Origin of the sequence: Candidatus Afararchaeum irisae (assembly GCA_034190545.1) — an archaeon.
Taxonomy (GTDB): domain Archaea; phylum Halobacteriota; class Halobacteria; order Halobacteriales; family Afararchaeaceae; genus Afararchaeum; species Afararchaeum irisae.
In genome coordinates, this window is the sequence record JAXIOF010000081.1 from 1 (window position 1) to 18,709 (window position 18,709).

Annotated in this window: 24 protein-coding genes, 2 tRNA genes and 1 pseudogene; 19 read left to right on the forward strand and 8 right to left on the reverse strand. The window is 56.1% G+C overall.

Features of this window, described 5'->3' with window-relative positions:
- Positions 1-145: 145 nt before the first annotated feature.
- Positions 146-1,508 (reverse strand): annotated as a pseudogene (gene trkA / locus SV253_08545) (Trk system potassium transporter TrkA).
- Between the two features lie 178 nt (positions 1,509-1,686).
- Between trkA and SV253_08550 the strand changes: the two are divergent.
- From SV253_08550 to SV253_08565, 4 genes are all read left to right on the forward strand, one after another.
- Positions 1,687-3,198 (forward strand): TrkH family potassium uptake protein, encoded by a 1,512-nt coding sequence (locus SV253_08550; GenBank protein ID MDY6776103.1) that lies wholly within the window; start codon positions 1,687-1,689, stop codon positions 3,196-3,198.
- Between the two features lie 46 nt (positions 3,199-3,244).
- The gene (locus SV253_08555; protein MDY6776104.1) at positions 3,245-3,460 is read left to right on the forward strand and encodes a hypothetical protein; all 216 of its coding nucleotides are present in this window, start codon (positions 3,245-3,247) and stop codon (positions 3,458-3,460) included.
- 22 nt (positions 3,461-3,482) lie between these two features.
- Positions 3,483-4,142, forward strand: a complete 660-nt coding sequence (locus SV253_08560; protein ID MDY6776105.1) for a TrkA family potassium uptake protein — start codon at positions 3,483-3,485, stop codon at positions 4,140-4,142.
- 64 nt (positions 4,143-4,206) lie between these two features.
- Positions 4,207-4,686: a hypothetical protein gene (locus tag SV253_08565; GenBank protein ID MDY6776106.1), complete on the forward strand. Its 480-nt coding sequence runs from the start codon at positions 4,207-4,209 to the stop codon at positions 4,684-4,686.
- On the opposite strand, the gene deoC is transcribed toward SV253_08565, so the two are convergent.
- Positions 4,664-5,371, reverse strand: coding sequence for a deoxyribose-phosphate aldolase (gene deoC / locus SV253_08570; GenBank protein MDY6776107.1), 708 nt, complete (start codon positions 5,369-5,371; stop codon positions 4,664-4,666). The two genes, SV253_08565 and deoC, sit on opposite strands and share 23 nt — an antisense overlap.
- A gap of 55 nt (positions 5,372-5,426) precedes the next feature.
- Here deoC and SV253_08575 point away from each other — a divergent pair, with 55 nt between their 5' ends.
- Together SV253_08575 and SV253_08580 are read left to right on the forward strand one after the other, a co-directional pair.
- Positions 5,427-6,173, forward strand: coding sequence for a nucleoside phosphorylase (locus tag SV253_08575; GenBank protein MDY6776108.1), 747 nt, complete (start codon positions 5,427-5,429; stop codon positions 6,171-6,173).
- A gap of 46 nt (positions 6,174-6,219) precedes the next feature.
- Positions 6,220-6,726: an ArsR family transcriptional regulator gene (locus tag SV253_08580; GenBank protein ID MDY6776109.1), complete on the forward strand. Its 507-nt coding sequence runs from the start codon at positions 6,220-6,222 to the stop codon at positions 6,724-6,726.
- 196 nt (positions 6,727-6,922) lie between these two features.
- Here SV253_08580 and SV253_08585 read toward each other — a convergent pair whose 3' ends face one another.
- Both SV253_08585 and SV253_08590 read right to left on the reverse strand, forming a co-directional pair.
- Positions 6,923-7,882 carry an inorganic phosphate transporter gene (locus tag SV253_08585; protein ID MDY6776110.1) on the reverse strand — a complete coding sequence of 320 codons (960 nt, stop codon included), beginning with the start codon at positions 7,880-7,882 and terminating at the stop codon, positions 6,923-6,925.
- Between the two features lie 166 nt (positions 7,883-8,048).
- Positions 8,049-8,498, reverse strand: coding sequence for a DUF5828 family protein (locus SV253_08590; GenBank protein MDY6776111.1), 450 nt, complete (start codon positions 8,496-8,498; stop codon positions 8,049-8,051).
- A 226-nt stretch (positions 8,499-8,724) separates the two neighbouring features.
- Between SV253_08590 and SV253_08595 the strand changes: the two genes are divergently transcribed.
- From SV253_08595 to SV253_08615, 5 genes are read left to right on the forward strand one after another with little or no spacing between them, the layout of a single operon-like run.
- Positions 8,725-9,018 (forward strand): 50S ribosomal protein L21e, encoded by a 294-nt coding sequence (locus SV253_08595; protein MDY6776112.1) that lies wholly within the window; start codon positions 8,725-8,727, stop codon positions 9,016-9,018.
- Positions 9,019-9,021: 3 nt separating this feature from the next.
- Positions 9,022-9,372 (forward strand): RNA polymerase Rpb4 family protein, encoded by a 351-nt coding sequence (locus SV253_08600; protein ID MDY6776113.1) that lies wholly within the window; start codon positions 9,022-9,024, stop codon positions 9,370-9,372.
- A gap of 60 nt (positions 9,373-9,432) precedes the next feature.
- Entirely contained in the window at positions 9,433-9,984 is a 552-nt protein-coding gene (locus SV253_08605; GenBank protein ID MDY6776114.1) for a DUF655 domain-containing protein, read from the forward strand.
- Position 9,985: 1 nt separating this feature from the next.
- Entirely contained in the window at positions 9,986-10,798 is an 813-nt protein-coding gene (gene rsmA / locus SV253_08610) for a 16S rRNA (adenine(1518)-N(6)/adenine(1519)-N(6))-dimethyltransferase RsmA (GenBank protein ID MDY6776115.1), read from the forward strand.
- Between the two features lie 2 nt (positions 10,799-10,800).
- Positions 10,801-11,391 carry a HemK2/MTQ2 family protein methyltransferase gene (locus SV253_08615; GenBank protein ID MDY6776116.1) on the forward strand — a complete coding sequence of 197 codons (591 nt, stop codon included), beginning with the start codon at positions 10,801-10,803 and terminating at the stop codon, positions 11,389-11,391.
- Here SV253_08615 and SV253_08620 read toward each other — a convergent pair.
- A complete protein-coding gene (locus SV253_08620; protein MDY6776117.1) occupies positions 11,388-11,663 on the reverse strand; it encodes a DNA-directed RNA polymerase subunit L in 276 nt (91 codons plus the stop codon). The genes SV253_08615 and SV253_08620 overlap by 4 nt on opposite strands.
- Positions 11,664-11,742: 79 nt before the next feature.
- Between SV253_08620 and SV253_08625 the strand changes: the two genes are divergently transcribed.
- Positions 11,743-13,374 (forward strand): rhomboid family intramembrane serine protease, encoded by a 1,632-nt coding sequence (locus tag SV253_08625; GenBank protein MDY6776118.1) that lies wholly within the window; start codon positions 11,743-11,745, stop codon positions 13,372-13,374.
- Between the two features lie 6 nt (positions 13,375-13,380).
- On the opposite strand, the gene SV253_08630 is transcribed toward SV253_08625, so the two are convergent.
- Positions 13,381-13,986: an METTL5 family protein gene (locus SV253_08630; protein MDY6776119.1), complete on the reverse strand. Its 606-nt coding sequence runs from the start codon at positions 13,984-13,986 to the stop codon at positions 13,381-13,383.
- 37 nt (positions 13,987-14,023) lie between these two features.
- Between SV253_08630 and SV253_08635 the strand changes: the two genes are divergently transcribed.
- Complete coding sequence (locus tag SV253_08635) at positions 14,024-14,449, forward strand: universal stress protein (GenBank protein MDY6776120.1); 426 nt, start codon at positions 14,024-14,026, stop codon at positions 14,447-14,449.
- Positions 14,450-14,511: 62 nt separating this feature from the next.
- Here SV253_08635 and SV253_08640 read toward each other — a convergent pair.
- Both SV253_08640 and SV253_08645 read right to left on the reverse strand, forming a co-directional pair.
- Positions 14,512-14,584, reverse strand: a tRNA-Asp gene (locus tag SV253_08640).
- Positions 14,585-14,732: 148 nt separating this feature from the next.
- A tRNA-Tyr gene (locus SV253_08645) sits at positions 14,733-14,806 on the reverse strand.
- 132 nt (positions 14,807-14,938) lie between these two features.
- Here SV253_08645 and SV253_08650 point away from each other — a divergent pair.
- The 6 genes from SV253_08650 to SV253_08675 all read left to right on the forward strand — a co-directional run.
- Entirely contained in the window at positions 14,939-15,664 is a 726-nt protein-coding gene (locus tag SV253_08650) for a DUF2103 domain-containing protein (GenBank protein ID MDY6776121.1), read from the forward strand.
- A 55-nt stretch (positions 15,665-15,719) separates the two neighbouring features.
- Positions 15,720-16,175: a hypothetical protein gene (locus SV253_08655; GenBank protein ID MDY6776122.1), complete on the forward strand. Its 456-nt coding sequence runs from the start codon at positions 15,720-15,722 to the stop codon at positions 16,173-16,175.
- Positions 16,162-16,638: a zinc-ribbon domain-containing protein gene (locus tag SV253_08660; GenBank protein MDY6776123.1), complete on the forward strand. Its 477-nt coding sequence runs from the start codon at positions 16,162-16,164 to the stop codon at positions 16,636-16,638. Before SV253_08655 ends, SV253_08660 begins: the two co-directional genes overlap by 14 nt.
- Positions 16,639-16,808: 170 nt before the next feature.
- Positions 16,809-16,976 carry a ribbon-helix-helix domain-containing protein gene (locus SV253_08665; protein ID MDY6776124.1) on the forward strand — a complete coding sequence of 56 codons (168 nt, stop codon included), beginning with the start codon at positions 16,809-16,811 and terminating at the stop codon, positions 16,974-16,976.
- Positions 16,977-16,979: 3 nt separating this feature from the next.
- Complete coding sequence (gene ftsZ, locus SV253_08670) at positions 16,980-18,083, forward strand: cell division protein FtsZ (protein ID MDY6776125.1); 1,104 nt, start codon at positions 16,980-16,982, stop codon at positions 18,081-18,083.
- 93 nt (positions 18,084-18,176) lie between these two features.
- A partial coding sequence (locus SV253_08675; protein MDY6776126.1) for a hypothetical protein occupies positions 18,177-18,709 on the forward strand: 533 nt, incomplete at its 3' end.

Below are 18,709 nucleotides of genomic sequence, written 5' to 3' on the forward strand. Positions count from 1 at the left end.
CGCAAGAAGCCGTTGGGTAGACTGCAAACCTTAATATCCCAACTGGGATTCACCCCCGCCTTCAGGCGGGTGAGGATGTCAATTTGTATCCCGTTGTGTCAAACTCGAACTAATACACGAATCAATCTGTCGATACCGTACTTCATCACAGCATCGGTGCAACCTCGTCGAGATGCTCGTCCTCGACGAAGACTACTACGTGGTCGCCGGCTCGCATACGTGTACCACCGCGGGGTGTTATGAAACCTCCGTCACGTGTGATGGTTCCGAAGACGACCCCTGATCCGAGAGTCCCAGCGGCTTCCTCAACGGTGCTGTCGGCAAGTAGGCTGTCTTCGTCGATCTCTATCTCAAGTATCTCCGCCTCTCCGTCGCCTATCACGGCGAGGTTCTGGGCACGGTAGTCACGCGTGAACGCGTGATCTTCTCGGCGGTTATCTTCCTCGGGTTGACACCGACGTCTACACCCACTGTCTCGAAGAGGTCGACGTACGATCCCTGTTCGACGACTGCGACCGACCGTTCGGCACCCAGACGTTTCGTGAGGAGCGAGACGAGGAGGCTCTTCTCATCGGTGTCGAGGGCGGATATCACGACGTCTGCCCTGTCGATCCCCTCACGTTTCAGGAACTCGATGTCGGTGGCGTCGCTCTCCATCACTACGGTTCCGGGAAGATCCTCGGCAAGACGACGCGCCCTCTCGGGGTCAGACTCGATGAGCTTAGGCTGGTATCCGCGTTCTTCGAGGAGACGCGCCGTGTGGTATCCCGTCTGACTCCCTCCGACGATCACTATGTCGCCGTGTTCCTCGTCGTGGCTGTCGTCATCTATCGACCCCGACATCAGCCTGTTGCTGAACTTCTGTGTGCTCTCGACGCTCCCTATTACGATCACCGAGTCGCCCTCACGTATGACGGTGTCACCCCTTGGTAGGATGACCTCGCCGTCCCGGAGGAGAGCCGCGAAGGTTAACGAGTCGAGGACATCAGCGTTCTCTACTGTCATACCCGCGACGGGACTCGCCTCATTTATCTCGAACTCGACCATCTGAACACGTCCGTCTGCGAAGAGATCGACGTCCTTCGCCGCGGGTAAAGTCGTGACCCAGACCACAGCCTTCGCAGTCTGGAGATCCGAACAGACCATGTAATCGACGCCCATCGCTCCCTTCTTCTCCGATCTCTCCCATGTCGTCAGGAACTGAGTTCTCTTGACACGTCCGACAGTGAAGACGTCGGAGAGTGTCTTCGCCGTGGTACACGCGACTATGTTGGCGTGATCCTCGTTGGTAGTGGCTATGAGCATGTCATGTCGGCTTCCGATACGCCCGCCTCGTCGAGAACGTCGGTGTCGGTTCCGTCACCGTGTATCGACATCGCGTCGACGGCGTAGGTCAGTTCATCGACCTTCTCCTTGTCGGCGTCGATCACGACGACCTCGTGTGACTTCGAGAGCTCCGCCGCGATCTTAGACCCAACCTGACCCGCTCCTATTATTATAACCCGCATCTTGAATAGTGGCGTAAAACACGACGGTTTCGTACTTAAGAACTGTCTTCTATTAGTCTACGCTATACCAGAGCGCCAACCTCAGGTTTTATGTTCAGATCCGGTGTCTTTCGACACGGTAAGATGAAGCTCTCGTCCGTCTGGATGTCGGAGTAAGATGAAGCTCTCGTCCGTCTGGATGTCGGAGACGGTTCTCCGCGACCTCGGGAACATACTCAGGGCACTCTCGGCGGCGGTCGGAATCTCTATATTAGTACCTCTCGTCTGGGGAGAGCTGTATGCAGTCCCTGGATTATTTCTCTCGGCACTCGTGCCGTTCGTCGTTGGAACCCTTCTCGTACGCAGGTACGCCGACGCCGAGGAACCCGGAAAGCTCCACGGGATGGTGATAGCCGCTTTGGGCTGGGGAGTGGTCGCAGTCTTCGGGTCTTTCCCTTTCGTACTGATAGCGTGGACGGTCGCTCTCGATCCCGGCTTACTCGGGTCGCCAGAGATGTCTTCGACGGTCGCGGCGTTCAAGTCGCCCCTCAACGCCGTCTTTGAGAGCATGAGCGGATTTACGGGGACGGGCCTCACGATGACACGTCACGAGAACGTCCTGCCCCATACGCTCCAGTGGTGGAGGTCTTTCACTGAGTGGATCGGCGGCATCGGCGTGATAGTCCTCACGACGGCTATACTCGCGCGCCCGGGGAGCGGATCTCTGACTCTTTACAGGAGCGAGGCGCGGTCGGAGAAGATACATCCGAGCATACTCTCGACAGTACGAACCATCTGGTGGATATTCGTACTCTACAGCTTCGTATCGGTATTTCTACTGTGGCTCGCCGGGATGCCCCTCTGGGACGCCGTAAACCACGCCATGACGGGTCTCTCGACGGGAGGATTCAGCGTCACCGACAACAGTATAGCGACCTACGACAGTGCCCTGGTAGACTTCGCCGTGATTCCCGTGATGGCGGTCGGAGGTGTGGCTTTCCCCGTACATTACCTCCTTCTCCAGGGCAACCTCAGAAGCGTAGTCTCCGATATACAGACTAGATGGGTCATCGGTATCTTCACACTCGGGAGCGTCGTGCTCTCGGCACTCCTCTACGTCAACGGCTCTTATTCATCGGCGTTCGAGTCGTTCAGGTACGGTGCTTTCCAGTTCGTCTCGGCGGCGTCATGTGCGGGGTTCCAGACGGGCGCTGTCGGCGACTGGTCGGCGGAGTCGCAGATACTCATCTCGTTGGCTATGACGGTAGGAGCCGCCGCGGGTTCGACGGTCGGAGGAATAAAGGTCATACGTGCTATCACACTCACGAAGGGGACTGCTTACAGGATAGCGGGTGTCTTCTATCCCGACACGGCTGTGAGACATCTCGAAATCGACGGAAGAACGCTCTCCGATGCCGAGGTCGCACACGAGCTTGAGGAGGCAGCTATAATATCGTTCCTCTGGGTCGTCTTTCTACTCGCCGGCGTCTTCGTCCTCCTGTCTGTGGTTCCTGACGTCTACAGCCTCGAAAACGTGATCTTTGAGGTTGCGAGCGCACAGGGCAACGTCGGTCTCTCGGCGGGTATCACGTCGCCCGAGATGTCGATCGTAGCCAAGAGCTTCTTACTCTTCAATATGTGGATAGGACGCCTGGAGATAATACCAGTTCTCGTCGTCTTCAAGAGCATCACGGGAGGATTCGAGGTATGAGTATAAGACTGAGATGGAACTGGAGATCGAGGTGGAGTGGTGAGACATGGACATAGACATAGACCGAATCCCGGTTCTCCGGACTGTATACGAGATGGGAGCCGACGACAGGGTCTTCGACTCCCTCATACTCGTGGCTCCCGTCTTGGTTGTCGTCATAGGAGTCTTGGGCAGAAACAGCCTGACTACGGCTCTCGGAGTCTCTTACATCGGAGCCTTCCTTGTCAACCTACTACGTAAAGCTCTTAGAAAAGAGACTTAGGGAAGGCGTGAGATTAGAGTCTATGTACCTCATAGTCGTCGGCGCGGGTGACATAGGGTCACAGGTCATAGACCTCGCCACCGAAGCCGGGGTCGACACCGTCGTGATAGAGAAAGACCCCGAGAGAGCCGAGAAGATGAGCCGTGACTACGACTGCCTCGTGATCGAGGGGGACGCGAGCGACAAGTCAGTTCTCGAAGACGCGGGTGCCGACGAAGCCGACGCTGTGATCTGCACTACGGAGTCCGACGCCACCAACATGATGGTACTCCTCCTCTCGGAGGAGATAGGCATACCACAAAGGGTCACCGTAGTCCAGAACCCCGAACACCTCAACCTCTTCCGACGGGTCGGCGCGAACATCCTCGAAAACCCCCAGCATCTCATCGCCGACTACCTCTTCCGAGCGGTACAGCGTCCCTCGGTCGAGGACTTCATGCATGTCGGAGAGACAGCCGAGATATTCGAGATTCCCGTCGGCGCGGACTCAGACCTGGTCGGAATGACGATAGCCGAAGCCGGCGATGAGGGATACCTCGACGAGGGAGTCCTGATAGTCGCGGTCGACAGGGACGGCGATGTGATAATCCCGAAGGGTCAGACACGTATACAGAAGGATGACTTGGTCACTGTCTTCTCACGTGAGGGGATGACTGAAGACGTACTCAGTATATTCGAGTGATACCGAAGATCTACGTTCGTCACCGACCGATAGTATAAAACCCGTTCGGCGTCTACGCCCGTTAATGCGAGGCATAAAGTTCCGTGCCTTTCTCAAGCTCGACGAGTACCTCCTCGACGTCGGCTCCGCGACTGCGACGACCCCCGACGAGATAGTACATATGATAGAGGAGAGACGTGACGCCGGAGAGATAGACGTAGAAGACGGCTCCGAGATATGGGTCGTCCCCGCCGACTCGGTGATAAGACGTACTGCGGTCGGAACACGCTCGACGTCGACTGGAACCTACGGAGACTCCGAGGGCGACGAATACGAGTACCAGTACAAGTCCGACGAGGACAGGAAGTTCGGCGACGACTACTTAGCTCTGACTCAGACTGACGAGACGACCTACGAGATAGACGGTACTGTAAGGGCGGTCGAGTTCGAGACAGCCACACGGCTCGCGGCTTCTCTCAAGGGCGGCAGAATGGACGCGAAGGAGGTGGTTCTGATACCCAGGAACACAGTAAACGACTACGTCATCGGCTCTGACTCTGACTGAACTCTTCGACTATCTCCTTCCCTGAGCTACTTCCTATACGTGTCGCTCCCGCCCTCACCATCTCGACGACATCGGAGTAGGTTCTTATTCCTCCGCTTGCTTTCACGCCTACCCCCTCGCCCACAGCCTCTCTGATAGTCCTCACGTCGCTCGGCGTAGCCTCACCGTCCGTAAACCCCGAACACGTCTTGACGTAGTCGGCACCCGCCTCTACACACAGCTTAGACGCCCTCTTTATCTCCGACTTCGAGAGAAGACCCGTCTCTATTATAGCCTTTACCCTGACGTCGGCGGCTTCTACGACTCTTTCGACGTCGCTCCTGAACTCGTAGTAGTTCCTCGACTTCAGATGCGACACGTTGCACCCAACGTCTATCTCTGTCGCTCCGTCCTCGGATGCACGCTGTGCCTCGAATACCTTCGTCTCGGTGTCGTTGTACCCGAGGGGGAAGCCGACGACACTACATACCTCCCCCATGAAGGATGCTGGTACGCGTTCGATCCTCGAAGGTGGGAGACAGATGTTCATGCCGAGTTCGTCCGCCGTTCTCACAGCCTCGTCGACGTCGTCGGTCGTGTGATCCTTGTCGAGGAGTGTGTGGTCTATCGCCGAGCCGAGTTTCTCTGGGTTCCGAGAACCCCCATTCTCGGGTGCACGCGAATCTGAAGATTTGGGAACGTCCATCTGGTTAGGGTATCCCTCGGAAGCTTTTTCTACTTATCGGTACCACAGAAGCCGTATGACACAAGACGGTGACACCGAGGTAAAACAGCCTCACATACTCGCCTCCGAGGGCGACATAAACCAGACGGTTCTCGTCCCCGGAGACCCCGACAGGGTCGACAGAATAGCCGAGAGACTCGAAGACGTAGAGGTAGTCTCACACAACCGCGAGTACAGGCTCGTCAACGGAGTCTACGACGGCGAGCCCGTGACAGTCTGTTCGACGGGGGTCGGAAGCCCGAGTGCCGCGGTCGCAGTCGAGGAGTTAGTCAAGATCGGTGCCGAGACACTCATACGTCCCGGTACTACGGGTGGTCTTCAGGAGGACGTGACGACGGGTGACGTCGTAATACCGACTGCTTCGGCGAAGTACGAGGGGACTACCAAGAGGTACGAGGACGTCGAGTATCCTGCCGTACCGTCTCTCGGTGTCACGAATGCTCTCGTCGATGCCGCCGACGAGGGAGGACACGAGGTTCACGTCGGGTCGGTAGTCACAGACGACGCCTTCTACGCTGAGGACGAGCCCGCGAGAGACTGGGAGGAGGCGGGAATGCTCTCGGTCGAGATGGAGGCGTCGGCTCTCTTCACTCTTGCAAGGAGACGCGGTGTGAGAGCCGGAGCCGTCCTCGCAGTCGACGGAAACCTCGTAGCAGGAGAACAGAAGGGCGAGACAGAGGACGACGACGAGCTTCCCGAGGAGGCGCGCGCCGGTGTCGGACGTATCATAGAGATAGCTCTCGAAGCCGCGAAACGCGTGTAGCGTACTAATCAGTAAGCTTATCCTCTCTCGGCGTCTTATCTCGTCTATGCTCAAGACCCTCTCGTACTCGAAGAGCGAGGGTATTATTGTCTATCTCTGTATGAACGGGGAGTCACGTTTCTCAGAGATAGAGGACTACCTCGGGATCAATCCCAGCATGGTCGACAGACGTCTCAAGGAACTCATAGACGACGGCTTCGTCGAGACCGACGGCGACCTCTACTCTATAACGTCGAAGGGAAGGGAGGCAGCCGTGACATACAACCTTCTGAGCCGTGACAAGTGTGAGGAGTTCTGTAACCCCAACACGTGCGTGGGACCTCTCTCACAGGCGGTCTCGGCTATCTCTGACTACTCGGGGTCTGTGACACATGAGATACTCGAAACACTTCCCGCGACTCCCGACGAGATAAGAAACGAGGTAGACGCCGACGAGCCCGTCGAGAACTACATAGAGAGCTACGAGAGATGGGGGCTCGTCGAGACCGACTCCGACGGAACAGCGAAGCCGACCGACAAGTCGAGGAAGATACTCGGTCTCTTAGAAGCCTGACTCCCCGCGACGACTCCCGACAGTCCGATTCTTTCGGTCTCGGTCTTCGAGTAACCTACCACTAAGACTAATAAGACGGCTTACTAATCTGTAAGTGCCGACAGTTCCCCTTCCTGTCGGCGAGCGCGAGCCCAAACAGAAAGAGTAGAACCCTCTCTCAGTTCTTCGGTCTTCCTATCTGGCGATCTACTCCTTTTTAGACGACATCGAATACGACGTAGTAGATGCCGTATGCCGTCCCGAACGACGCGAAGAGCGAGGCTATCCAGGCTCCGACGGTGTATGCCATTCTCTTCTTGTCGACTGAGCTACCATCTCCGGCGAATCCGCTACCCATTATGCTGTTTATGATTATCTGGTTGAACGAGACGGGGACGCCTAAGACGTTAGCAACAATTTGGACGAGGGGTATCGCCGAGAAGAGTATCGAGATCGAGGTTCTGGTTCCCATGTCGGAGTACTGCCTACCGACTGCGTTGAGCATCACGGGGCTTCTGACCCACGCTCCGACGAGGAGTCCTAAGCCACCGAAGGCGAGAAGCGGAGTGATTCCGTATCCCAGATCCGTAAACGGGGCTACGAGAGGTCCGACTGCGAGTCCGACCTGACTTCCGCCTCCTATGAAGGCGAAGACTATCCCCGAGAAGAGTATTATCTTCTCCATCACAGAGACCGACCTGTCTGTCTTTTCGACGTACCTCCTGAGTGCGACTGTCAGAACCCAAGATATGATTATCGCCGCGACCCCCATTCCTATCCACGACACGAACGCAGTCGTCCAGTATCCCATGTTGGGGGTCAGACCCTGCGCTATTCCCGCGCCTGCGACGCTTCCGAACGACGTAAACGCCGCGGGTATCGGATACTCCTTTATGAGACCTAAGGCGACGTAGAATCCTATCACGAAGAGCGCGATTACTGTCGTCGCAAGCTGAAGCTCTCCGTTGACTATATTACTTCCTATCCCCGACGCGACTCCCGCTCCGAGTGCGACAGCGCCCAAGAAGCCGAATATACCCACGAGGAACGCCGCCCTCATAACTCCCGTCGTGTTCGACCCCACCGCGGGAGCCATCGCGACCGGAATGCTGACTGCTCCCGTGACTGCTGCCACGAAGAACGATATCACGAGAGCCGGCAGTAGAATTAGATCCATCTTCCTTCACCTCTTCGTCCCACACATGTCCTCCTTTCCGAGAACAGTTCACTACTGTGTCTGTCTACCATTGTCTTGATGTATCTTTGGCGTCACTCTTCGTGTATAAATTAGCTTCGTCTTGTCTCTTCAACTTCGACCATTTATAAGAAAAGCTCTAAGTGTTTTATTCTAGATTCTGTCTTATCTCGTCCTTGAGATCGGCGTCGTAGACATCGACTTCCAGAGCGAACGTCTCACTGTCGCCTATCCTACCCGACGTGTCCTTTATGTTGGCGCTCACGAGGTCGTTGTCGAAGTAGCACGGTGACGCCTTCCCCATGACGTTCTCATAAACCGCCTTTTCGAGGCTACAGAAGAGCTTCTTACTTGCCTTCTTGAGACCCGAGTCGCCATCGGGGTCTATGCTCGCTTTCTTTGCTGTCTTTTCCACTATATCGTCTCCCATGTCGTCCTTGTTCTTGGGACGCCACTCTTGCCAGTCGTCGAAGTTACTGCCTTCGACGTCTGCGTCTGCGTCTGCGTCTTTCATGATACGAGTTATCTCCTCGCCGTGTTCGACTACTTCCTCCCACGTTCCTTCCTTACGGAATCCCGATATGCTTTCTTGTGCCAACTTTGCAGTTCCTCCGTACTCATTTGAGTCTCAGTAACTCTAATATATATACTTTAGGTATGCTATTAACGGATCTATATACTCCCTCAGCCTAAAACGCAGTACACCGACGGGGTAGATCTCAGACGCCCTTCCGGTGTGCGTGGTAATACATCTCAGGCGCGCGTCAGACGACGCACAAACGGTTACAAAAAGCCTTATGTCCGTAGCACACCACCGTAAAGACATGCCCAACTCTAAAGGACCTCAGAAGAAGACACGTAACAAGCTGCGCAACGACCCGCGCGACAGGGGACAGAGCCCGCCTAGCCGTGCAGTACAGGAGTTCGACGAGGGTCAGAACGTCCACGTAGCCATAGACCCGAGTGTTCCCGAGGGACGTCCCAACCCCAGGTTCCACGGCGAGACGGGGGTCGTCGTCGGAGAACAGGGAACTGCCTTCGAGGTCGAGATACACGACGGAGACAAGAAGAAGACACTCTTCGTAAAGCCACAGCACCTCAAGCCTCAGAGTGACTGAGACATGATAGTAAAGGAGAAGCTCGACGAGGAGTACGTCAGCCTCGCCGAGGTAAAGGAGGTTCTCAACGAGGTCTCGGAGGAGAGAGCCGACCAGGATCGTGAGATGAGCTACGAGCTCAGACGCGCGATAGACCACGCCAACGAACTCGCCGAGTTAGAGGCGGAAGAGGCGCGTGAACTCATAGACGAGGTCTCGGAGTTCGAGAAGGTCGACCAACTCGTCGCGCACAAGATCGCCGACCTCCTCCCCGCGACACGTGACGAGATACGTTCTATATTCGCAGAGGAGAGGTACACACTCACGGGTGACGAACTCGACGAGATACTCGACGTAGTCGCGAAGTACCGCTGAGGGGACAGCCACAGCACTTAGTTATAAGTTTTTATAGGTTATATATTACTCAGAACATCAATGTCTGACACCGAAAGAGAGGAGTACGTCTACGTTCTCGACTTCCTACCCCAGGGTCACGCAGAGGACAGGACGCACAACGAACCCATAGTACAGGGCGTCGGAAGCGATAACTTCACGCTTCTCGAACTCGCCGCGAGGGAAGACGCGCTTATCAAGATAGGCGACTTCGTCTACGTAGGTCAGGGTGAGAGGGAAAGAATAGAGAGGGTCAAGAGACGTCTCGGATACGAGGATCTGACACAGGGCGCGAAGGCGGAGCTTGAGTACGGTGTCAAGGCTATAATAGATGACGACGAGGAGAGGTACGTCGAGTTCTTCAACACCGCGGGCTCTATCACGACGCGTCTCCACCAGCTTAACCTTCTTCCCGGGATAGGCAAGAAGATACGTAACGGCATACTTGAGGAGAGACGTGACGAGGAGTTCGAGAGCTTAGACGAGATAGAGGACAGGGTCGGCGGTCTCCATAACGTCAGGGAGATTCTCGCCGAGAGGATAGTCAACGAGATAAAGGACGAGGATCTCAAGTACAGGGTATTCGCAAGGTGACATGAAGGCGAAGGATCTCGTGAGGAAATCCGGGATACGTCCCGACCGTACGAGGGATCAGCATTTCCTCGTCGACGACGACCTCCTCGACCGTATAGTCGGATACGCTGACTCAGTCTCGAACCCCGACGACCACTGCTTAGAGATAGGCGGCGGCGCGGGCGTACTCACGTCACGTCTCGCCGAGAGGTACGAGAAGGTCACAGCCGTCGAGTTAGACTCCGACTTCGCCGACTTCCTGAGACACGAGTTCGCGTCGGTCGAGGCTGAGGTCGAGGTGATAGAGGGAGACGTACTCGAAGTCGACCTGCCTGAGTTCGACGTCTGTGTCTCGAACCTCCCCTACTCGGCTTCGAGTCCCATACTCTTCCGTCTCCTGCCCCTCGGAAAGCCCTTAGTCGTGACCGTCCAGAGGGAGTTCGCCGAGAGGGTCGTGGCTCAAGCCGGCGACGACGACTACTCACGTCTGTCAGTGACTGCGCGCCATTACGCTCAGCCGGTTATAGAGGAGATAGTCGCGCCGTCTTCGTTCGACCCTCAGCCAGGGGTCGAGAGTGCTGTCCTACGTCTCGAACCGAGAGACCCCGACTACAACCTCGAAGTCGACGACGACGTCTTCCTCGACTTCCTCAGGGGAGTCTTCACACAGAGACGTAAGACAGTCAGGAACTGTATACGTAACACGACACATATAACCGGGATAGAAGACCCTGAGGAGGCGGTCTCACGTCTCTCCGACGACACGCTCCGGAAACGTCCGGGTAAGATAACTCCCGAGGAGTACGCTGAGATAGTCAACACCGTCTACTCCTAAGGATGGAGGACGACCGCGGCAGCGACAGTAACTTCGAATCCGATGAGGTCTATCCTCCGTCTGAGGACACCCATCTTCTTCTCGAAGCCTGCTTAGACGAGATAGACGGGGGTAAGCTACTCGAAGTCGGCACGGGGTCGGGATTCGTCTCACACAAGATAGACGAGAAGACGTCCGCCGAGGTCGTCGCGACCGACATCAACCCTCACGCGGTCAGAGAGGCGAGCCATAGAGGTGTCGAAGCCGTGAGAACAAATCTCGTCGACGCCGTCTGTTGGGAGTTCGACTACGTCGTCTTCAACCCGCCTTATCTACCGGAGAGAGACGACGAGGACGAGTCCCGGTCGTGGTCTTGGATCGACGAGGCTCTCACCTCGGGAAAGACGGGACGCAGTGTCACCGTCGAGTTTCTCGAAACTGTCGGAAGGGTTCTCGCCGACGACGGCACTGTCTTACTTCTGGTCAGCAGCAAGACGGGGATACGAGAGGTCACCCAGCGCGCGAGCGACGAGGGCTTCGGTGTCGCCCAAGCCGCGAGAAGTAGCCTATTCTTCGAGGAGCTCGTGGTTCTGCGTCTGACTAAAAATAACTAAGCCAGAGCGTCCTTGAACTCGGAGACGTCTTCCTTTATGCCGTCGGTCGCCTCAGAGACGGCGTCGAGTGGATCGACCGAGTCGTCGGTCTTGACATAGAGTATCGGCTCTGTGTTGCCCCCGCTCTGTTCGGGATTCATGTCGTAGCTCGCCGCCTCTACGCCTTCGACGTTGAGAAGCGCGTCCTTGAGGACGTTGAGAAACGTGTGTCCCTCTCCCCCTATCTCGACCTCGACCTCTGTGTCGGTCTTCGAGAGGACTGTTATGTTCATGCCACCGTCTACGTAGGTGAGGCGTTTGAAGCTTTCTGATTAGAACAGTAATATATGCCGAGACCAACTAAGTGTCTACGTGGACGAAGATCTGATCTCGAACCTCGTTTTCGTCTTCTCCGTCTCGGTGACGTTAGCCGCCGTATACCTGCTTGAGCGCGACTACCTATTCGGTGTCTACGAGACAGCGAAGGAACGTCTCGTCTGGGGTCTTCCCCTCGGAACCCTTCTCATAACCGGTGTCAACATAGGCTTCTACGCCTTCGCACAGAGGGGACTGTGGCACGCCTCGAATCCCCTCGTCGTACCGTACTACTCGTGGTCGTACTCGTACCCTCTCAGCTTCATGACGAGTCCCATCTCACACGCCAACATCGGACATATTACCTCGAACCTCGTCGCGACAGCCGTCTTCTCACCGGTCGCGGAGTACGTCGTCGGACACCGCGCGAGGAGGACGAGACCCGTCTTACGCGCCCTTGGATTCGCCGCTGTACTCTACCTACTCGGCGTATTTACGGCTGCTTTCTCGGCGGGTCCCACAGTCGGCTTCTCGGGTGTGGTCTTCGGAGTCATAGGATTCGTGACAGTCTTCTACCCCGTCAGAGCCGTGGTTCTCGTCACAGTCACCACAGTCCTCGACTCGGCTGTCTCGATACTCCAGCATCCCGTAGTTACCCAGACGGCTTCCGAGGAGTTCGTGACCCCTTGGTGGGCACAGATATCAGTCGAGAGTCACATACTCGGCTTCTTCGTAGGCGTCTTAGGCGCGGCGGCTCTCCTTGGTTCAGATATGGGTCTCGAAGACAGAATCCGAGACCTAAAACCCGTCAAGGTCGGCGCGTCGGTGGTAGTAGTCGGCGTCTTCGAGGGCATATACGCCCTCTGGGTAGCCGACGGATCCTCGTATGTCCTTTACCAGTCGCTCGGGCTCAGCTTCGCTCTACTCGGAGGCGTAGGAGCGGCTTTCGCAGTCAGGTCGGAGCCGCCGATACCCTCTAACGTCGTCACAGACAGGATTAGTCTCGGAAGCTACGGCTATATAGCCCTACTCCTTCCGGTTCTCGTCATCTGTTTCGTCGCGGTTGGTGTGACTGCGTCGTCGGTAGGTGTCGTCGACACCACCAGCACCGAGCCGGATACTACACAGTCTACGGCTGTCGACGTCGAGGGCTACGAGATAAGCTATCACAACTCGACACATGTTCGACGTGTCACACCTATCCCCGGATTTGACCAGAGCTGGAACGCCTCGGGCGTCGTACTCACCGACCGTGACAGGGGAATCTGGCTCCTCAAGACTCCGTCGTCGGAGCTCGCCTCGGAGACGTCTGTAACCTTCTACGTCGGTGACCTCCGAGCCGAGACGCGAGTCACTGTCGAACGAACAGGTGTCTCGACCCCGTCGGGCGACACCGCGTACTCTGTCCTCCTCAGAACTAGCCGAGAAGACAGCCGAACCCTTCTCTACGAGTCACCTCCCGCGCCGACCGGAGTGCGTATAAACCGAACTAACGTCTCGGTCGGTGTCTCGGGACGTAACTACACGGCTGTCCTCAGCCGTTCCGACGAGTCGTCGACTGTCAGACTGTCTCCCAACTCGACGCCTCGCGCACTCGGTGTAGAACTTCGTGTCGAGAACTCGACCATAGTCGCGTCAGACGTATCAGGGGAGACCCGCGCAGTAGTCGGACGTCTCAGTGACAATTGACATCTGTTATTCTATGCGGTAGGCCTCGACGTCTATCTCCCGGCTCTCCTCTGTGTGGAACTCGAACTGGTGGGGAACCCGGAGCTTCGCCGCGAAGCCGTGTGTGATCTCTCCCCTGTCTCCCAGGAACCCCTCGACGAAGTCGCGGCTTCCCTCGTTGTGTATACTGTATATGACGTCTCCAATCTCTGTTGCCTTTTCGAGGAAGGGTCTGTCGGCACCGCGTCTCTGTGCACCGAACGGCGGGTTCATAACCACGGTCACGTCTTCGAGTCGGAGACAGAGATCGCCGACGTCGGCGTTTACCCAGTCGGTCAGGTCGGAGACTCCCACAGTGGCGGCGTTCTGTCTCGCCCTCCCGACAGCCGCGGTGTCGATGTCGACTCCCAAGACATCCCCGCCCAAGAGAGCCGCGCCGACCGATAGGACTCCCGTGCCACAGCCGAGGTCGACGACCTGTTTCCCCTCTATGTCTCCCTGCATGTATGCGAAATGTAAGACGTGGCTCGCTAAGTCGGCAGGAGTGGCGTACTGTTCGAGACTCGGGGATGGCTCCTCGAAGCCTCCGACCTCCTCCAGAGCGATCTCAAGACTACTCCTGTCTGTTACCACACAAAGATAAAAGACACCCCGGCTCTTATGCTTCGCCATGTACGACGACATACTCTTTCCCGTGAGCTTCTACCTCCTCGACCAGAACGAACTCCGTGAGCACGCCGAGGCAATAGCGTCCGAGTTCGACGCAGACGTCCATCTCCTGTCGCTGACACTCCAGGACGAGGGCAAGTCAGACGTCGAGGAGCACAGACAGTCGTTCGAGAGCTTCGCGTCGAGCCTACGTGAGTCGGGGATCGACGTAACAACTGAGCTCAGGAACGACCCCGTCGAGTACGAAGACGTCGCGGGATACCTCGCCGACGAGGCAGATGACTACGACCTCGTCGTTATGGGTCATACACGTGTAAGTCACAGAAGAGGCGGCGAGACCGATACGACTGCGCATAAGCTACTCGACATGTCCTCCACTCCCGTGATAACAGTCCCACTAGGAGCACCGAGGTTCCGTGACGTGTAGGACAATACTGACTAATGGGTTCTTACGAGAGCTGGATTAAGGAAATGAAATTGAAATTGAAGCGCCCGAAGCGGGATTTGAACCCGCGTCACGACCGTGACAGGGTCGTATGATGGGCCACTACACCATTCGGGCTTACACATATACGTTTTACAAGACACCGTATAAGTCTTGCTTTTCTTCTCATCCACTTCCGACCTGCGGCTCCGGTCGAAGCGGAAGTCCCGCCCCTCCGATTTGAACACGGTCGCTAGTTCGCTCCCTGTTCATATCGGAGTGGGAATCCCGCCCCTCCGATTTGAACGGAGGACCAGTCGATCTACAGTCGACCGCTCTACCAGACTGAGCTAGGGCGGGTACTCCATTACTCCGTAGATAGGGTGAAAACTTAACTCTTGCTAAGAGAGCCGGGTTTGACTCTCATACTCATGTCGTGCTGACGGGGTTAGACACCGACACGTGTAATAGGAGCCAGAAGAAAATGGCTGTATGGACTGCAGAAGGTGCGGCGCGTCTATCGAGAAACCCGGCGACTACTGTCTCGTCTGCCGCACCCCGAACGCCGACGCCGTCTTCCTGGAGGTCGGACGCGAAAGGACGCGTATTACTGTGTCATACGGCTCCGAGATCGTAGGTAGGACTACTGTAACCACAGTACCTGAGGATGACGATCCCGACGAGGAGAGGAGACAGATACGTAACTACGCGGGTCTCATCGTTGACGAAGTAAGACGTAAACGAGTGGAGGAGGTCTACGCCCGCGGGACTAGAGAGGTCATAGACGAGATACGTGTACGGCTTCACCACACAGTCGAACGTATACGCGGCGACGAGTCGGTCGAGTCGGTTCTCGACGACGAACCCGCGGGACTCAAGGTCGTCGACAAGCCTCCCAACGAGAAGATAGGCGGGAGCCACACAACCCTGATAGGCGAGTCAAAGGGTCTCGAAGCCGTGAAGGCTGTGACACAACACCCCAACGTCAAGAAGATCGTCCCCGGACCCATAAACGCCGCGGGGAGCAACTCGAGCGGCGGATTCGGTGCGAAGGTCACGCGTTCCGACACCAACGGCAACCTACGTCTCCTGATACGTGACGGCTCTTCGGTACAGGAGAACCGCATTGTGACGACAGCCAACGACCACGAGACGGGTGAGATGGTTCGTGACGAGCTCAACACAGAGGTGGCTGAGAGGGGACTCAGCCGCGGATGACGTATGTATGACACTCGGGATAGATTTATATGTCTGCTATTATTAGGTTCCTATAATGGGACGTATCAACGTCCGTGTCGACGATGACCTCCTCGAGGAGGTCGACTCCGAGGGCGACGTCAGGAGTGAGGTCGTAAGACGGGCTCTCAAGTCACATCTGGGTGTCGAGGAGTTCTCAGGCTCCGGCTCTGACTCTGACGCGCCGTCTGACACCATCGAGGAAGTCGTAGAACAGAAGCTCGAAGACGAGATCTATCCGCGTCTCGGGAATATATACGACAGACTTGAGGACGAAGAGGCTAAGACAGCCGACGGAAAACGGATGCAGGTCGAGTTCGAGATCGACCCCGAGGTCTACGACTTCTACGAGAGGTACACACAGGCTTTCGAGACCCCTCTCTCGGAGATAGTATCCGACGTCTTGGAGGAGGAAGCTGTGAGACTCTCCGACGAGATAGGCGAGATGTCACGTAAGAAGCCTTCGTGGGTGTTAGACGATGAGAGACAGTAAGATAACTTTCCGTGTCAGCGACGACCTCATAGAGAGGGTCGACCGTATCGACGAGTCGCGTTCGGAGATAATGAGACGTGCTCTCCGTGACTACCTCGACTCGTGTTCACGTCCGCGTGAGACACGTAATACTTCCGAGTCGCTCGACAGTCTGATATCTCAGAGGGTCGAAGAGATAATAGACGAAAAACTCCGTGACACCGACGCTTTCACCTCTCAGACCGATCCGAACCCAGAGTCGCAGTCTCGCGCTCAGTCTGACCGACTGTCTGACATAGACGCCGTGTCGTCGTGCAGCCAGTGTGGCGAGAGCCTTGACGACGACTGTGTCTACTGTCCCAACTGTGGCACAAAGGTCTCACGCGTGTTCTGCGAATGTGGTGACGAGGTGCGGAGCGACTGGAGGTTCTGCCCGTCATGCGGTCGGCGCACTTCTCCCGCTCAATCTCCCGAGAGCAAGTAAGACAAATTTTCTGAATTCCGGGAAAGTTTTATATGGGATTAGTCAATAAGGGTAATTCGTAAGACATCGTCTTACAAGTGTGTGACAGTGGATCCGATCACACGCTTGAAACGACAGAAGGATCCTCAGAAAACCGGAAGTCTCCCAGAGACAGAGGGAGGAGGGCAAAAATGGAACGAGTTACACTAAGAATACCCGAACAGCAGATAGACGCTGTCGAAGACCTAGTTGACAAGGGGGAGTTCCCCAATAGGAGCGAGGCTATCAGAGCCGCCGTACGGAACATGGTTACGGACAGAGACACAGACCCCGACGACAGAAGACTTGCGAGAGTGTAAGACATGGAAGACATAGTACAAGAGGCTCTTGAAAACGACGAGAAAGAAAAGGAGATGAAGCAGAACGCCGAGGACTTCGGCGACCCCAACATAGTGGTCGTCGGATGTGGGGGTGCGGGCAACAACACTGTAAACCGCCTGTATAATATCGGTGCTGAGGGGGCTGAGACGATCGCCATCAACACCGATAAACAGCATCTTCAGATGATCGAAGCCGACACTAAGATTCTGGTCGGCAAGTCACTCACCAACGGACTCGGTGCTGGAGGCGACCCCTCGATGGGTGAGCGTGCGACTGAGATGGCACGCGGCACTCTCAAGGACATACTTGAGGACGCCGACCTGTGTTTCGTCACCGCCGGAATGGGTGGCGGAACAGGTACGGGTGCCGCACCCGTCGTCGCCAAGATAGCCAAGGATCAGGGTGCTATAGTCCTCGGAATGGTGAGCACGCCGTTCGACGTCGAACGCGCGAGGACGTCTAAGGCTAAGCAGGGACTCGAAAACCTGAGGAAGGAGGCGGACTCGATAATCGTCCTCGACAACAACAGACTCCTCGACTACGTCCCCAACCTTCCGATAAGCAAGGCTTTCTCTGTGATGGATCAGATAATCGCCGAGACGGTCAAGGGAATCTCGGAGACCATCACACAGCCGAGCCTCATCAACCTCGACTACGCCGACATGACGACTATCATGAACCAGGGCGGAGTCGCGGTGATGCTCGTCGGAGAGACACAGGACAAGAACAAGATAGACGCAGTCGTCGAGGACGCTCTCAACCATCCGCTCTTAGACGTCGACTACCGCGGAGCCTCGGGAAGCCTCGTACATATCACGGGAGGACCCGACCTCACGCTCGGAGAGGCTGAGGGGATCGCACAGAACATCACAGAGCGTCTCGGGTCGTCGGCGAACGTCATCTGGGGAGCACGTATACAGGAGGACTACGACTCGAAGGTACGTGTAATGGCTATAATGACCGGAGTCCAGAGCTCGCAGGTTCTCGGATCACAGATGACGAGCGCGAGCAAGACGACGTCGACGAGCGACGGCGGAGACGACTCGGTGAAGAAGAACTCCGCGAACGTCGACGTAATACGTTAACGTTAGAGTTTCTGCGTTCCTAATTTTCGTTACCTCTATCTCGATTTCTAACCCAACCAGAAATGCTTAGTACCCTCTTTGTGAACCGTAGCCATGTCTGGTCGGGACGTCGATATCGACTACCTTCATGGACTCTTCGACTCCGCAGAAATTCTCGACGGAATTAGACAGGGAAAAGACCAGATGGACGATCTGGAGGATCACGTCGATGGATCGAGGTCGACTCTCCACCGTAAGATGAAGTTTCTGAGAAACCGTAATCTCGTACGCAGAGACGACGATACTTTCGGACTCACTCCGAAAGGCGAGGCTGTTCTCGATGGGCTGTCTGAGTTCACACACCATATAAAGACAGTCGAAGAACTCGAACCCTTTCTTGAACACGTGGGAGAGACTGTCGACGAACTCAGTAGACTCTCGGGATCGACTGTCTACACTCCGAAAGACGGAAGACCACATTATCCGGTAAAACTTCTCATAGAATCCGTTGAGGAAGCGTCATACGTTCGCGGCTTCTCCCCTGTCGTAACTCCAACTTATGTCACGGTCTTCCACAGACGTATAACTCAAGGCATGCGGGCGGAGATAGTCTTGGAGAATCCCTTAGTGCGAGTACTCGAAGATGA